General features: G+C 34.1%; 17 protein-coding genes and 1 other annotated feature. Of the genes, 5 read left to right on the top strand and 12 right to left on the bottom strand.

Annotated elements, in window-relative coordinates; genetic code table 11:
• Positions 1–196: 196 nt before the first annotated feature.
• Positions 197–1,129: an agmatine deiminase family protein gene (locus tag LKACC16343_RS11370; RefSeq protein ID WP_082604501.1), complete on the bottom strand. Its 933-nt coding sequence runs from the start codon at positions 1,127–1,129 to the stop codon at positions 197–199.
• Positions 1,130–1,379: 250 nt separating this feature from the next.
• On the opposite strand from LKACC16343_RS11370, the gene LKACC16343_RS11365 reads away from it, so the two are divergent.
• Together LKACC16343_RS11365 and LKACC16343_RS11360 are read left to right on the top strand one after the other, a co-directional pair.
• A complete protein-coding gene (locus LKACC16343_RS11365) occupies positions 1,380–2,159 on the top strand; it encodes a hypothetical protein (protein WP_056951759.1) in 780 nt (259 codons plus the stop codon).
• 477 nt (positions 2,160–2,636) lie between these two features.
• Positions 2,637–3,437 carry a Cof-type HAD-IIB family hydrolase gene (locus LKACC16343_RS11360; protein WP_056951757.1) on the top strand — a complete coding sequence of 267 codons (801 nt, stop codon included), beginning with the start codon at positions 2,637–2,639 and terminating at the stop codon, positions 3,435–3,437.
• A gap of 68 nt (positions 3,438–3,505) precedes the next feature.
• Here the strand turns inward: LKACC16343_RS11360 and LKACC16343_RS11355 are convergent, their stop codons facing one another.
• Entirely contained in the window at positions 3,506–3,892 is a 387-nt protein-coding gene (locus tag LKACC16343_RS11355) for a winged helix-turn-helix transcriptional regulator (protein ID WP_082604500.1), read from the bottom strand.
• Between the two features lie 150 nt (positions 3,893–4,042).
• Between LKACC16343_RS11355 and LKACC16343_RS11350 the strand changes: the two genes are divergently transcribed.
• Together LKACC16343_RS11350 and rpmA are read left to right on the top strand one after the other, a co-directional pair.
• Positions 4,043–4,792: an SDR family oxidoreductase gene (locus LKACC16343_RS11350; RefSeq protein WP_056951754.1), complete on the top strand. Its 750-nt coding sequence runs from the start codon at positions 4,043–4,045 to the stop codon at positions 4,790–4,792.
• An 18-nt stretch (positions 4,793–4,810) separates the two neighbouring features.
• Positions 4,811–5,083: a 50S ribosomal protein L27 gene (gene rpmA / locus LKACC16343_RS11345; protein WP_056951752.1), complete on the top strand. Its 273-nt coding sequence runs from the start codon at positions 4,811–4,813 to the stop codon at positions 5,081–5,083.
• A gap of 62 nt (positions 5,084–5,145) precedes the next feature.
• On the opposite strand, the gene LKACC16343_RS11340 is transcribed toward rpmA, so the two are convergent.
• On the bottom strand, positions 5,146–5,340 hold the full coding sequence (locus LKACC16343_RS11340; protein WP_056951750.1) for a PspC domain-containing protein: 195 nt from the start codon (positions 5,338–5,340) through the stop codon (positions 5,146–5,148).
• Between the two features lie 19 nt (positions 5,341–5,359).
• The gene (locus tag LKACC16343_RS11335) at positions 5,360–5,548 is read right to left on the bottom strand and encodes a PspC domain-containing protein (protein WP_056951748.1); all 189 of its coding nucleotides are present in this window, start codon (positions 5,546–5,548) and stop codon (positions 5,360–5,362) included.
• A 181-nt stretch (positions 5,549–5,729) separates the two neighbouring features.
• On the opposite strand from LKACC16343_RS11335, the gene LKACC16343_RS11330 reads away from it, so the two are divergent.
• Positions 5,730–6,407 carry a L,D-transpeptidase gene (locus tag LKACC16343_RS11330; protein WP_056951746.1) on the top strand — a complete coding sequence of 226 codons (678 nt, stop codon included), beginning with the start codon at positions 5,730–5,732 and terminating at the stop codon, positions 6,405–6,407.
• A 25-nt stretch (positions 6,408–6,432) separates the two neighbouring features.
• On the opposite strand, the gene LKACC16343_RS11325 is transcribed toward LKACC16343_RS11330, so the two are convergent.
• From LKACC16343_RS11325 to LKACC16343_RS11285, 8 genes are all read right to left on the bottom strand, one after another.
• The gene (locus LKACC16343_RS11325; RefSeq protein WP_056951744.1) at positions 6,433–6,837 is read right to left on the bottom strand and encodes a hypothetical protein; all 405 of its coding nucleotides are present in this window, start codon (positions 6,835–6,837) and stop codon (positions 6,433–6,435) included.
• A gap of 76 nt (positions 6,838–6,913) precedes the next feature.
• A complete protein-coding gene (locus LKACC16343_RS11320; RefSeq protein ID WP_056951741.1) occupies positions 6,914–7,732 on the bottom strand; it encodes a helix-turn-helix domain-containing protein in 819 nt (272 codons plus the stop codon).
• A gap of 474 nt (positions 7,733–8,206) precedes the next feature.
• Positions 8,207–9,031, bottom strand: a complete 825-nt coding sequence (locus tag LKACC16343_RS11310; RefSeq protein WP_411762956.1) for a MetQ/NlpA family ABC transporter substrate-binding protein — start codon at positions 9,029–9,031, stop codon at positions 8,207–8,209.
• A gap of 86 nt (positions 9,032–9,117) precedes the next feature.
• Positions 9,118–9,349: a binding site (T-box leader), on the bottom strand.
• Positions 9,349–10,038, bottom strand: a complete 690-nt coding sequence (locus tag LKACC16343_RS11305; protein ID WP_056951735.1) for a methionine ABC transporter permease — start codon at positions 10,036–10,038, stop codon at positions 9,349–9,351. It overlaps the preceding feature by 1 nt.
• Positions 10,039–10,041: 3 nt before the next feature.
• Positions 10,042–11,100: a methionine ABC transporter ATP-binding protein gene (locus LKACC16343_RS11300; RefSeq protein ID WP_056951733.1), complete on the bottom strand. Its 1,059-nt coding sequence runs from the start codon at positions 11,098–11,100 to the stop codon at positions 10,042–10,044.
• A gap of 7 nt (positions 11,101–11,107) precedes the next feature.
• Positions 11,108–12,442, bottom strand: a complete 1,335-nt coding sequence (locus tag LKACC16343_RS11295) for a M20/M25/M40 family metallo-hydrolase (protein ID WP_056951731.1) — start codon at positions 12,440–12,442, stop codon at positions 11,108–11,110.
• A 30-nt stretch (positions 12,443–12,472) separates the two neighbouring features.
• Positions 12,473–13,291: a MetQ/NlpA family ABC transporter substrate-binding protein gene (locus LKACC16343_RS11290; RefSeq protein ID WP_054643280.1), complete on the bottom strand. Its 819-nt coding sequence runs from the start codon at positions 13,289–13,291 to the stop codon at positions 12,473–12,475.
• A 668-nt stretch (positions 13,292–13,959) separates the two neighbouring features.
• On the bottom strand, positions 13,960–14,709 hold the full coding sequence (locus LKACC16343_RS11285) for a LysM peptidoglycan-binding domain-containing protein (RefSeq protein ID WP_056951729.1): 750 nt from the start codon (positions 14,707–14,709) through the stop codon (positions 13,960–13,962).
• Between the last annotated feature and the right edge of the window lie 205 nt (positions 14,710–14,914).

Below are 14,914 nucleotides of genomic sequence, written 5' to 3'. Positions count from 1 at the left end.
TCTTCGTAAGTTTGATTAAAAATAATGGCATCTATTTAGAATAAGCGTATGTTTCTTACGTTTCTAAATGGATGCCGTTTTTATTTTCCGAAATATTTGAAACAAGTATACAAAAAATAAATAGAACTTCTCTACAATTATCTACAAGGAATGAGAGGAGTAAAAGTTTTGAAAAAAGTAGCGATGCTTACGCTAGCTAATTTTTAAATTTATTGGGTACATTCCAAGTTAAACAGTGAAGTGAGCCACCAAGCACCGATATATTTCCTACTTTGACGGGAACTACTGGTTTATTAGTTTGAGCTTGAACCATTTTTAGAACCGAATGATCCCGCTTAAGTCCATACATGGGAAAATAAATTGTGTGATCGGTTTCCAGCATATTAATGTATAACCCCTTGGCCGAAGCTATCTTAGAGTCGTATTGTCCCTTGCTCGTATAGGCCGACGGCAACACGATAAATTTCATTTCAGGAATCTGTTTTTTTATCTGTCGTTCAATTTTTTGTAAGAATCCAGGTTCATAACTGAAATCATTGATGAACATTTTATTCGGACTAATGAATTTTACCATCCCATCGCTATGTCCTAAAACGTCTCCAGGTTCAGTCGAAATGTAGACTACTCGTCTCACCTTTAATTTATCTTTCAATTCTGAAGTTATTTCGGTCTTGGTCCAATCGGGATTATCCTGAAATACTTTTTTGGTCAGTACTACAGTTTGATCGCCATCCCACTGAACATTTCCACCGTCCAAAACTAAGCTGGATTGACTATATTTGTATCTTCCTTTTAAAAATTTTTTAAAGCGATTATTCAAATATCTACTATCACACTTTTTTAAATAACTAGGCGAATATTTAAATTTCACCATCTTTGTCGTAATGACCGGAGCAACATCCCGTAACCAAATATCAGGATAATAGAATTTCAAAACAGAAAAAGAATCACCTTTATTCATTTTTCGTGAAAAATCATAATTAAATTTCTTCAAAGAATCATAGAATGGTTGATAATAATCGTCATTTTGATCTGGCATACTAGTATAAATTGTTTCAGCCGACACCAAATTATTAGTTCCCAAAATTGTTAACAATGCTGTTAAAGTTGCAATAATAATTTTTTTCATGACTCCGACCTCTTTTCACAAAGAGTATAACAGCAGCTTTCTTTATATATTTATATAAAAAATATATAGCCGATCTGGCACCAAAAATTAATGCTTGACAGTACAGACTATATATTTAAATAAATAATATAAATCTAATCAAATTTTCCAACATTGACTTCTGTTGACCTTTTAAATAAGTTAATCTGAAGACGAAATGGATTTCAATATTCCGCGATACATCCAAAAATAAAAACGAGGGGTACTGATTTTGAAGAAAACAGTAACATTAATCGTTGCTATAATAGTTTTATTATTAGGCGGTTTCACTACGTATTACATTAACAACAAGGCCAATAATATTACTCACGAAAAAAAGATTTCTAATGTTAAAGAAAACATTTCTCCCCAAAAAATAAGTAAAACCGAAGCAAAAAAGATCAACGATGCATTCTATAGTCACAAAATTACAAAAGCAGGTGGAGAATCATGTTTTGTTGGTGAATACCCTTCGACTTTTCCAAAATTGATTAACAAATCTGAATTAGTGGTTGTTGGTAAAGTAGTCGGACTCAAAAGTCATGTTTCTGATAACTTCCCTTATACCACTGTGAGCTTGAGAGTCGATAAAGTTTTAAAAGGTGACAGTAAAAAGCTGCATAAAACCATTCCAATAGAAATCATGGGTGGAAATATTACTAGAAAAGAAGATGCAGCCGCCCACAACCTTAAACCCTCTGATGATAAAGATCCTAATGAAATTATCACCTTAGAGTTTACTCGCTTACCTAGAGCTGGCGAAAAAATGGCAGTGGGACTTACCAAAATTCCTAAAGGAGTAAACGGAACTCAGGGAAAATCTTGGAGTGCAACTTATGTTGAAAAGAGTACCTTCTTTCAAGACTCCGATGGCAAATACCGCCGAGAATCTGAGGTACCGCCAACTACCGATAACGGTACTCATGATCTGACTGGACAAAAAGAAGATGAACTAATGAATAATGGAATGAATGATTTAATTAATAAATCTCAAAATAAAAAAACAAATTAAATAATGTATCTATTCACGATAAAAGTATTACTTTATATCCAATTTCTTCTTGTTGTTCCTTTCACTTTGCTAAGTAATCGCTATAAACTTAATGACCTCCATCAAGCGCTCAAGGTATATGAGTTCTTGATGGAGGTCTTTCTTTTGGAACTATGTCTTAATATTAGAATCAAGGAACTAATCGGTAGTAAAAAATCTGTGGGCCCTCAGTGGTGAATTTTACTTAGCTTGCTTAGCAAGGTTAGTAAGAGACCGAACTTCGAGATCCATAATTTCGCACAAAGTGCGGAATTATTAGCTTGAAGTCGCGTCCACCACGTTCCAGCGGCCCACAGATTTTTTACGGACGACGGCATATTTCAGTTACATTAGTCAGTATCTAGTTACAATTAAGTTTGAATAAATAGATGCATTTTTATTTTTATATTCAGTTAGTTTATAATAAATTATAAATAAACTTACTTAGGAGAATTTAATTTGAAGAATATAAAATTAATTGCAACAGATATAGATGGAACACTTTTTGATTCTAATCACGAATACAATATCCAGCGCTTAAATAATTATATTAACCAATTGCATCAACAAAATATTAAATTTTCCGTAGCCAGTGGTAATAGTTATAGTCACCTCGAACAGATTTTCCAACAAACTGAAAATATCGATGCTATCGTGGCTGAAAATGGTGCTCAAATTCTAGTTGACGGTAAAACTATTTACGAAGACACTTTGAACAATGATGAATTATTTGATATTGATAAAGAATTGAATAGTAACTTAAATATTATCAGTCTTTGTTTCTCCGGTGAAAATGGAACTTACGTCAATGCAGATTCCCCACAGACCAATGATTATTACATCAATAACCTTGTCCGACTTGATAATATGAATGACATCGACGATAAAATTTTCAAAATGAATATTCGAATTGACGATGAAGAACTCGACCCCACAGTCAAATATATTAACGATAATTATGGAGACAGTATTCACGCCGCCGTAAGTGGCTTTGGTAGTATTGATATCATCAGTGCTCACATCAACAAAGCCACTGGTATCAAGGAGTTGTGTGATTACTACAATATTTCTACTGAAAATGTCATTTCTTTTGGCGATAACGGTAATGACTTGGAAATGTTACAAGAATCTGGTATCGGTGTTGCCATGAAGAATAGTGGTAAACACATTCAAGCAGAAGCTGACATGATTTCTGTAACCGACAATGATCATGATGGTGTTCTCAACACCATTGCAGACGTACTAAGCCTTGAAAAATAATCAGATTTTATGAACATGAAGACCACTAGTCCTAAAACGGATTAGTGGCCTTTTTTTAATGGAGAAATTTATTTTGAATCTGTCCATTTTTGATGATCTGTATATTCCAATTTAATCTTTTGTCCGTTCTCATTTAAACGTTGGGCCTGTTGTTCTCCCCAATAAGACATTGACCCTAGAACCTTTGCCAAGGAATAACCGTCAGGTGTCAATGAATACTCAACATGTGGAGGTATCTCATTGAATACTTTTCGAGTAATAATTTTATCTGCTTCTAACTGTTTTAATTGTTCAACCATTACCTTCGCAGATATACCTTTTACACGTCGCTGTAATTCCAACGTTCGCAAAGGTCCATCCAGTAAATGACAAATTATTAATGGTTTCCACTTATTTCCCATCACGTTCAGCGCCAATAAAGCACCATTGGTAAATTCATTTTCTTTTTTTACCACAATTTTCCCTCCCTCAACACTTACCTGCAGGTAAATAACCCACTTTAAAGTGCGTTCTAGAATAATTTTGACAATGATTTATGATATTAAATATCGTTACTAACTTAACAGTATATCAATCGAAAGGTTATAGGTCTCAAATAATTAATTATGGAAAATATTCAAGGTAAAACTATTATTATTACTGGTGCTTCAAGTGGTATAGGAAAAGCCACTGCCACTAAATTGGCTGAGAATGGTGCACAACTAGTTCTAGCAGCCAGAAACGAAACGAAACTACAAGAACTTACAAATGAGTTGGCAAAAAAATTCAAAATTAAAGCCATTTATAAAGTTACCGATGTTACTCAAGAATCTGATATTAAAGACTTAGTTAACTTCACCATTACCAATTTTCATAAAATTGATGTTCTATTTAATAATGCCGGATTGATGCCCGTCTCACTACTCCGAGATGGTAAATCAAATGAATGGGAAAGAATGATTGATGTTAATTTAAAAGGTGCCCTATATGGCATTAAATATGTTTTGCCAATCATGGAAAAACAACACAATGGTCACATTATCACAACTGATTCCGTAGCAGGTCATTTCGTAGGAGCCGGTTCTGCTGTCTATTCTGGCACCAAATTTGCTATGCGAACTATCATGGAAGGTCTACGTGTGGAAGAAGTCGGTAATGGTATCAAATCAACTTTGATTTCACCCGGACATTCTCAAACTGGATTGGCTTCTACCATTAGTGATAAAAAGTTAAAAGCCGACGTCTTAAAGAGTGAACAAGAAACTGGTCTAAAAGCTGAGGATGTAGCAAATGCCGTTATTTATGCCATCAATACTCCTGATAACGTTGGCATAAATGAAGTGATTTTGCGTTCTACCAATCAAAGAGATTATTAAAATACGAGGAGAAATATTATGTTAAAAATGAATTTACAATTTTTTGCCCATCATAAAGGTGGAGGTTCTACTACCAACGGCCGTAATTCAGCTGGCCGTAGACTTGGAGCAAAAAGGGCTGATGGTCAAAGAGTAAAGGCTGGATCTATCCTCTACCGTCAACGAGGTACCAAGATTCATCCCGGAACTAACGTTGGCCGCGGCAGTGATGATACACTTTTTGCTTTAAAAGCCGGTGTTGTAAGGTTTGAACGTCTTGGCAGGGATAAAAAGAAAGTTTCCGTTTATTAGTTTTACATAAAAAGGCTCAGTAAAGCGATCATCACAGATGATTACTAAACTGAGCTTTTCTTTTAATTCATATCTGGTTTTTCCATTATCATCCAAAGTATTAAATAAACAATGATTCCTGGGAAACCTGGGGTCAAGGCTAAAATAACATACAACACTCGACCAATTGCTGGATTCCAATCGAAATTCTCACAAAATCCGGCAATGACTCCACCTAATATTTGATTATCTTTAGATCTTTTAACTGGAATATGCACTGTACTCTCCCCCTTTAATTTAATCTTCTGGATTTTCCATTAGTAACCAGAGTACTAAATAACCGATAATTCCTGGTAAAGGTGTCAAAGCTAAAATAACCCATAATACTCTAGCAATGGTTGAATTCCATTGGAAATGCTCAGCTAATCCACCGATTACTCCGGCAAGTACTCTATCATTGTTGGAACGTTTAATTGGAATATGCATAATTGCTTTCCCCCTTTGTTATGTTAAATTCATCTTAATCTATTCTCAAAAATAAGTACATTTAAATTGCTTACATAAAACTTACAATTATGTCACATAAAAGTATTACTTAGTTACAGTGCTTTTTTCTACAAGCCATGTATAATATAAATATAATTATATACGTTTGGGGAAATTTTTAATGAATCGTAGGAAAATTTATACTATTGTTTTATCCGCACTTTCAGTTTTAATATTGGGAATAATTGTTTGGCATGTTTCAGATACTTCAGCTAAAAAAAATCAGGCTGAGGCTCAACAACAAGTCATCAAAAAAAAGCAGGCTAAGAAGAAATTAAAGAAAAAAACTCCTTCGCCATTAAATGTTAAAGATGATAAACATATGGTGAAGTTAGAAAATTTCAAATATAACAGTGCTTCCGAAAAAAAAGAATATCCAGATCTATACAAATATCCTAAAGCCTGGATTGATGTCGATATCACGACTCAACGTGTTTACATTAAAGACGGCAAAACCAATCTATATGAGATGTACTCATCAACCGGTAAGCATGATACGACTCCTAGAGGAACTTACCATATTCAAAACGAGCGTGGTGATTTCTTCTACACAGCACCTTTGAAATTAGGAGCATACTACTACGTTTCCTTTTTGAATCATGGTGAATACCTTTTCCACACAACACCAACCGATGAACAAGGAACTTATGTTAAATCAATCGCCAAGACTTTAGGTAGAGAACCTTCATCTCATGGATGTGTCCACCTATCTGTTCCCGACTGTAAATGGATCTATGAAAATGTTCCTTCAGGGATGAAGGTCGTTATTCACGGAAAATATCAACCACAAAAAGCGTAATCACTCAAAAGTGACCACGCTTTTTTCATACTTCAATCATTTTTTTCAATGCTTTCAAATTCTGGTTAAAGGCTCTTTTAGTAATTGGTAAAATTAAAGTTTCCGGCAAACTAAAGTCATTCAAGATGTAAAAGTTCTCTGTTACTAATACATGATTGTTAGTTTGAAAAGTCTGAAAAGTTAATTGATATTCTAGTTTTCCGCCTTTACTTACATAAGCTACTTCATTATCATTTTGTTCAACAGTCATAATTTCATCTTGATTTATAGCAGGTTCATCTCGATGAATTGCAAATTCGTTAACACTCACTTCAGTAACTTCTGAAATGGCATAATTCCATTTAGCCAAGGTAAAAGCATTCACCAAAATATCCGTCACCGTTTTAAGATTAGAGTTGATTTCAATACTATTAGTAAATAATTTTTTCATAAGAGCATCCCCTATCTAATTTATGGAGTCATCTTACGAAATTTGGTCTCTAATTAAAAATCAGTATTCTGATATTTTAAAATTCTTCAAAAATATTTTCACCGTATAGTTCTGTAAACAAATCCTTACGTCTATTAGCTTCCAGACGTTCATCATCGTTGTGAGCTACCAATGCCAAACGAGCCAACAGAAAATAACAATTAGCCAACATATAGTGAGAATTGTGTTTTGCAATAAAACCAATTCCGTCAGCTATATAGGCAGTCGAATCTTGATAATCATTTAATTTGAAGTAAATCAATGCAGCTAAATAATAAAGAGCATTTTGATTTTCCTCATAAGAAAATTCATCCCAATTTCTAAAGGCTTTATTAATATATTCCTCCGCTAAATCTTTTTGATTTTCCAGACTATGAACATAACCAATAGCCATATAAGCCAGACGTCCTAAAGTATTGGGATGTTTAGGATTGACCTCTGCCAGCGACAAATTCAACGACTGCTTAGCCTCAGAAATAGCATTAGTCTGTATCTGTGCTACCCCTAAATAATAGTAATAAGCTTGCATTTGTAAACTGGTTTTTAAATTATCTAAAACCTTATCCTGCATCAAAAAATCATATAATTCCTGATACTGATGATTATTACAAAGGTCATCCACTTTATCATTAAAATTGTATTTTGAACTGATAGGAAAATTAGTTGCCAAACTAACTTGATCCAAACTTACTTCCAGTTTAGTAGCTAACTTGATCAATAAATTAGCATTAGGAACATAAACGTTATTTTCAATAGCTGACAACATCGATTGAGCACAAATACCCTCTGCTAATTCTTTTTGTGTAAGTTTCTTATCTTTTCGCAGTTCTTTAATAACCGTCCCTAAATCTTTCATATATATCCCTGACTTTGCTTTACTTGTTATCTCCATTTTAAAATAAATTTTGTGAAATGTGTTATCTTTCGTTACAAAAAACGCCTAGAAATTATTCTAGACGTTTTTTGGTGTGGTAGTTGTTCTATTCTTTGGTGGTAGTTTGGAGCCCTCTCTTTTGATACTCGGTAATTTGATAATTTTGGTCTTTGGGGATTGTGGTATTTATTTTTATCCTCAAGTATGCAGCAAACGGGTTCCACAGGCCAGATTCCTGTGCTTTGCCTGACTTCACAAACTGTCTGCCCCGCAGCCAATTCGCAAAGTCCTGCAAATGCTCAGAATCTAAGCAGGCCTGCTCCACCCTCTAATTTAAAACGGGTTCCGAATGACAGATTCCTGTGCTTTGCTACAGAGCTGAAATCATCCGCAGGTACGGCGGATAATTCCAGTTCTTAGGCAAATGCTCAGAATCTAACCGTCATTCTCCACCCTCTAATTCAATACTTTATAATTCCAAGCTGGTTGTTCATATCCGTGGAATTCATTCTTAATAACTTTGGCAATATCTTTTGATTGATATGCTTTAACAATCTTCTTGTATGTAGGATTATCTTTGTCTTTCTTATTAGCTGAAATAACATTTACATATGGTTTTGATTTGGCTGTGATTTTTTCTCTATAAACGGCTGTCTTAGGATCTAGTTTTGAATCGTTAGCAACTCCACTATTAACTACTGATGCTGTAACGTCATCCATTGACTTAGCTGTTTGGGCAGCATCTAATGGTGTGATCTTTAGATTCAATTTATTTTCTGTAATATCTTTTAAACCAGGAACTTTGGCGTTATCCAACTTAATCAAGCCGGCACTTTCTAGTAATGTTAATCCACGGGCTTCATTTGTGGCATCGTTGGCAACGGCAATTTTATCACCATTCTTGATTTGGCTAACTTTCTTGATCTTCTTTGAATATAGAGCCATTGGGGCAATTACGGTTGAACCGATTGAAACGATATGTGTCTTATGTTTCTTGTTCCAGTCATTTTGGAAAATAACTGTTTGGAAGGCATTCAAATCAATTTCCCCTTGATCCAAGGCTGTATTTGGTTGACTGTAATCTGAGAATTCAACAATTTTAATGTTGATACCCTCTTTTTTAACTTTCTTAGCAACAGCTTTTAACACTTCATCATCAGACCCTGTAATACCTATTTTTACAGTCTTTTCTTTAGTTGAACTGGCTGAAGAATTACTTCCACAACCTGCCAACAAAAACAAACTGAATGTGGCAACAACTAACAAAAATATAGCTTTAATTTTATTTTTTTTCATAATGAAACTCCTCCTCATATTTAAATCCCTATATACAAAAAGGCGCTCCTAACTAGACATCATTTGTCTAAGATAGAAGCGCCTTTTGCGCGGTACCATTCTATTTTAAAAGCAAATTCACATCTGCTTTCCTTAATAACATGCATTGCATGCGTGTACGATAATGGGTACCGGCCATCACCCCTTAAAAAATTCAGGGATACCAATCACGGATCATTTTCACTTACTGCTTTGTCCTCATCTCAGCACCTGAGGCTTTCTGTACAAAATTCAATAAGTTACTTTTCCGATCAACTTGTTATCTAATGTTCAAGTTTACGGACGGCAAAATCGCCAAGTCCTTGAATAACAAACACTAAAACTAAGATAAATAACATAGATACAATAGTTACATCATTTTCAAATCTTTGATAACCGACAGAAATGGCCATGTTACCAAGACCACCACCACCAACAGCACCGGCCATGGCAGTTAAACCAATCAAACTGATAATTGTTAGAGTTCCTGAACGGATCAATTCTGGTAGACCTTCGCGCAAGTAAACTCTAAAAATAATTTTAATTGGTGAAAGACCGATTGCTTCAGCAGCTTCAATCACACCGTGATCAACTTCAACTAGAGCTAATTGAACTTGTCTAGCAAAGAATGGTGCTGTTCCGATAACTAACGGTACTAAAGCACCAGTAGGTCCAATTGTTTGACCAACAATCAACTTTGTAAATGGTCCAATAACAGCCAATAGAATAATAAATGGTATTGATCTGAATAGGTTAACCAACTTGTCTAAGCAAGTATAAAAAGTCTTATGTGGAGTAATTCCATCATCAGCTGTTACAACTAGCAGAATTCCTAAGATAATTCCGATAATTCCAGCAAATAATGCACTGACAAATGTCATATAAAGTGTTTGCCAAATGGCTATTACGAAACCATTGTCACCTTCCCAATTAGCTACAACGTTAGGAAGAAATTTATTTACTAAATCTGCCATGAATTATTCGCCCTCTTTCTTTAAAGATATTTCTTTAACATTAACTTTTAAACTATTTAAGTATTGAATAGCTTGTTCAACTTTGTCATCGTCTCCTGTCAAAGCGAATAACATAATTCCAACTGTGGTACTTTGTAATCTTTCAATATTACTGAAAAGAATGTTAGCTTCAACTTGGAAACGTTTATAAAGTTCAACAACAATTGGTTCATTAGTTGAATCACCGATATAATTCAATTCGATCAGACGACCGGAAAGTTTATCAACAATTCCACTATCTCTAATTTCATCAAGAACTGAACCAATATGAGTAGATGTATTAACAAAATCTTTTGTAAGTTGTTGCTTAGGGTTACCGAAGATTGATAGCAAACTGCCTTCTTCAATCAATTCACCATTTTCCATAACTGCAACACGATTACATACTTGTTTGATAGCATCCATTTCATGTGTGATGATAACGATTGTGATACCTAATTCTTCATTCAAACGTCCTAGTAGATTCAAAATTTCAGTGGTAGTTTTTGGATCTAGAGCACTAGTAGCTTCATCTGAAATCAAAATTTCGGGATCATTTGCTAAAGCACGAGCAATCGCAACACGTTGTTTTTGACCACCTGATAGCTGTGATGGATAGTTCTTAGCACGATCAGATAGACCAACAATATCCAATAATTTATCAATTTTTTGTTTACGTTCAGCTTTACTTAGTCCTGAATCACGTAATGGAAAATCAACATTTCCATAAACAGTTAATGAATTCATCAAATTAAAGTGTTGGAAAATCATTCCAATATTACGACGTGCCTTACGTAAATCCTTAGCACTCAATTGTGTTAAGTTTTGGTCATTAACTACAACTGTTCCTGAAGTTGGTTTTTGTAATAAATTAATTACACGAACCAAAGTACTTTTTCCGGCACCAGAGTATCCAATAACACCAAACACATCACCTTTGTTAACGTTAATCGAAACGTCTTTCACAGCTTCAATTGTTTTGCCTTCATTATGAAAAGTAACATCAATATCTTTTAGCTGAATTATCCCATTTTGTTCTGCCATATAATAATTACTCCCTTAATTTACCTAAGAATTGATCAAAGAAATCAATGAAGTCTAGGTAATCTTTAATTCTAATATTTTCGTTAGGGGCATGATTGCCAGCCTTAGAATAACTTACACCAGTTGAAACAATTGAAGCGTGAGTATATTCATTTAATAAGTACATTGGACCAGTACCAGGACTTGATGGTAATGCTTCAACCTTATCAGCCCCTCCAAAGAAGTCTTCAGCAGTTCCAATTAACTTATTAACAATTGGACTGTCTAGATCCCAACGATAGCCTTTTTCACCCAATAGATATTTAACTTTAATATCTTTAAAACCTTGATCATTCAAATATTTAGTTAACTTATCAAAAAGATCATGTGGATCTTGATTAGGTACCAATCTGAATTCCAATTTAGCCTTGGCAGCTTTAGGAGTAACAGTTTTTACTCCTTCGCCTTCCCAGCCACTGCTAATTCCTTCTATATTAATAGTAGGATTAAATGTCAAATTGTAATTAACTGATTTGTTCTTCAATAATGGTACTTGTAAGTCCCACTTAGATTTCAAATCAGGTGTAGTAGCTTTATTAACTAAATCAATTTCTCTTTGAGAAGGTTCAACAACATCATCGTAGAAACCAGGAATCTTAATATCACCTTCTGGAGTTCTCAAAGCATCTAATGCTTGAGCTAATCTCCATGTAGCTGAATCAACTACAGCGGCAAATGATGAATGAAGATCAATATTGGCAGAAGTAGCTTCTAATTCAAAACATAGAACCCCTTTATTACCACCAGTGAAATTAAATTGTTCTTTTTCATTCTTGTATCCTGATTCCCAAATTATCAAATCAGCAGATAGTTTGTCTGAATATTTCTTCAAATAGTCTTCTAAGTGACGACTAGCAACTTCTTCTTGTCCTTCAACTAAGAACTTAATGTTGCAAGGTAAATCACCATGTTCTTGACGATAAATCTTCAAAGCAGTAATTCGACTGATCAAATCAGCTTTACAATCAGAAACTCCACGTCCAATGAACTTGTCATCAGTGATCTTTAATTCAAACGGATCTGAATTCCAAAGTTCTACTGGTTCTTCCGGTTGAACATCGTAATGATTGTAAATAAGAATTGTGGTATCACTTGGCTTCTTAGGTTTAATTTCGGCGAAAACAACTGGATATTCATATTCATCCCAAACTGTTGCATCTGCTCCAAAGTCTTGTAGTAAATTCTTAAGGAATTCGGCTGTCTCAGTAATAGATTGATTCTTTGCTGAAACGGATGGTAGTGCGATATATTGCTTTAAATCTTCAATCGACTTCTGAATTAATGGATCTGATAATTTTGACATATGAAAACCTCCTCAAATTTTTAAAACATTTTACTTATTCCAAGCTGGTACAGCACTTTCGCCGTAAACCTTCTTGATTTCTTTAGCAACTGATTTCGTTTGGAATGCTTTAACGACTTTCTTGTAAGTCTTGTTATCCTTGTTCTTCTTTTGAGTAACAATGATATTGATCCAAGGTTGTGACTTCTTATTAACTTTTTCAGTTACAACAGCCTTTGATGGATCAAGTTTGGCATCACTAGCAACATTACCATTAACGATTGCGGCATCAACATCATCCAATGAACGAGCTGTTTGTGCAGCATCAAGTGTTGTGAACTTCAAATTCAATTTGTTTTCTTTGATGTTCTTTGTTGATGGTAATTTAACACCACTATCAAGTTTCAAAAGTCCATTAGCTTCTAGCAATTGTAATGCACGGGCTTCATTAGAAGCATCGTTAGGAATGGCGATCTTAGCACCGTTCTTCAATTGACTAAGCTTTGTGATCTTGTGTGAATATAGAGACATTGGTTGAATAACTGTTTTACCAATTGATACTAGATCTGAATGATGTGCTTTATTCCATGAATTTAAGAAGAATGTGTGTTGGTAAGCGTTGATATCAACTTCCCCTTGGACCAAAGCCGTGTTAGGTTGATTGTAATCATTAAACTCAACGACCTTTAAGTTGATACCTTCACTCTTTACATTTTTCTTTACCACTTTCCAAATTGCAGCATCTGAAGGATTGATTCCGACTTTAACTGTTTGTTCCTTATTTTGGTTACCACAACCAGCTAATACGAAAATAAATAATGCTGTAAAAGCTAATAGGATTACCTTACCCAAATTCTTAAATTTACTCATTTTTTTCCCACCTTACTTGTTTCTTAACTAACCAAAAATATCTATAAAAACAAAAAAGCCACTTCCAAACATGAACAGACTATGTTCATGTTTAGAAGCGGCTATTGCGCGGTACCATTCTAATTCGGAATAAATTTACACTTATCCCCTTAACAACGTACAAAATTTCTATACGCGTGTACTGTAAAGGGTACCAACCATTGCATCTTTATCCGAAAGGATTCAGCGCACCAATCACGGGTCATTTTCATTCAAGTCGTCGCCCTCATCTCAGCAAATAGAGGTTTTCTGTACTAACGAGGTTGAATTACTTCCCCCGATCACTTTGTTTAATAAATGTCTTTTGTTAATTGATGATTTGATAATACAATCTAATTTTTAAATTGTCAATCAATAAAAATAAGTTTTTTCAGTTAATTTTCTAATTTTATGTTTTCATGCCAAGTGTCATTTATAACATGGCATTTAGTAAAATGCCCGTTTTACAACCTTTGATCAAGTCTACCGTGACAACTTTTATAACGAATAAACTATATTTTTTTAAGAATAAAAAAATTATAAATTTATTTTCTAACACTAAATAATATTAGAAAAATTAAACATTTATTAAAAAAGTCCCTCTAAATTAATAGAGAGACTTCTGCAATTGTCTTTATATTTTTTAGTAATTAAGAAATTACTTCAACTGAAGCTGTAGTTACACCATATGAAGGAATTGATGAACTAGGCATAGCAACATCTAATTGTTGTGAGTTTGAATTAGCGAATGTTCCTGTATCATTTACAGTTCTGTACAATACTGTTCCGTCTGCTAAAGTAATCTTTAATTGTGTACCCTTAGGGAATACTAAAAGATTAGCAGCGACACCACCGTAACCCATATTTGAACCTAAAACAGATGGATCATAGAAACTAATTTTAAATGTACCACTAGCTGTTGATGATGTTGTACTTGTTGTTTGTGTAGAAGCAGCTTGTGTTGTAGCTTGTGAACTATCCGTTGTGTTTTGTGTAGTTGCTTGTTGAGCACTTGTATCTTGTGTTGTTGTAGTATCAGTATTTTGTGTATCATTTGATGCTTGTGTAGTAGTATCTGTTGATGTTTGTGTTGTTGGTAATACATTTTGTGATGCTTGTGTATTTGTATTATCAGTTGTAGTTGTTGCTGTTGAACCAGGTAATGTAATAACATCTCCTGGGAAAATCAAGTCAAATCCGCCAACTTCACGGCCGTTTGCTTGTTCAAGTGCGGAAATACTAATTCCGTTAGCTTCAGCAATGTTCTTATAAGAGTCACCCTTTTCAACTTTAACTTGGTTGTTACCAGTTGAAACTGCGGCTTGAGCAGTATTTGTTGAAGTGAATACTCCTGCTAATACTACTGTACTTAATAAAGCGATAGATAAAACTTTTTTCATGAATTAATTACATCCTTAATTTTTAAATTTGTTTAGCTCTCATTTGCTATGGTGCTATACTAACAGCCCAGTATTACATGACAGCAACCACAAAGTTACAATTTAAGGCCAGAATGTAATTTTAGTAATACTTATGAAATATAATTATTTATTTTATTTTTTAGGTATTGAGTACTTTTATTGCTAATGGCTCTATCTTCATGAT

This window comes from Companilactobacillus bobalius, assembly GCF_002179915.1.
GTDB lineage: Bacteria > Bacillota > Bacilli > Lactobacillales > Lactobacillaceae > Companilactobacillus > Companilactobacillus bobalius.
The sequence above is the reverse complement of the archived record's forward strand: the minus strand, read 5'-3'. Positions and strand labels throughout refer to the sequence as shown.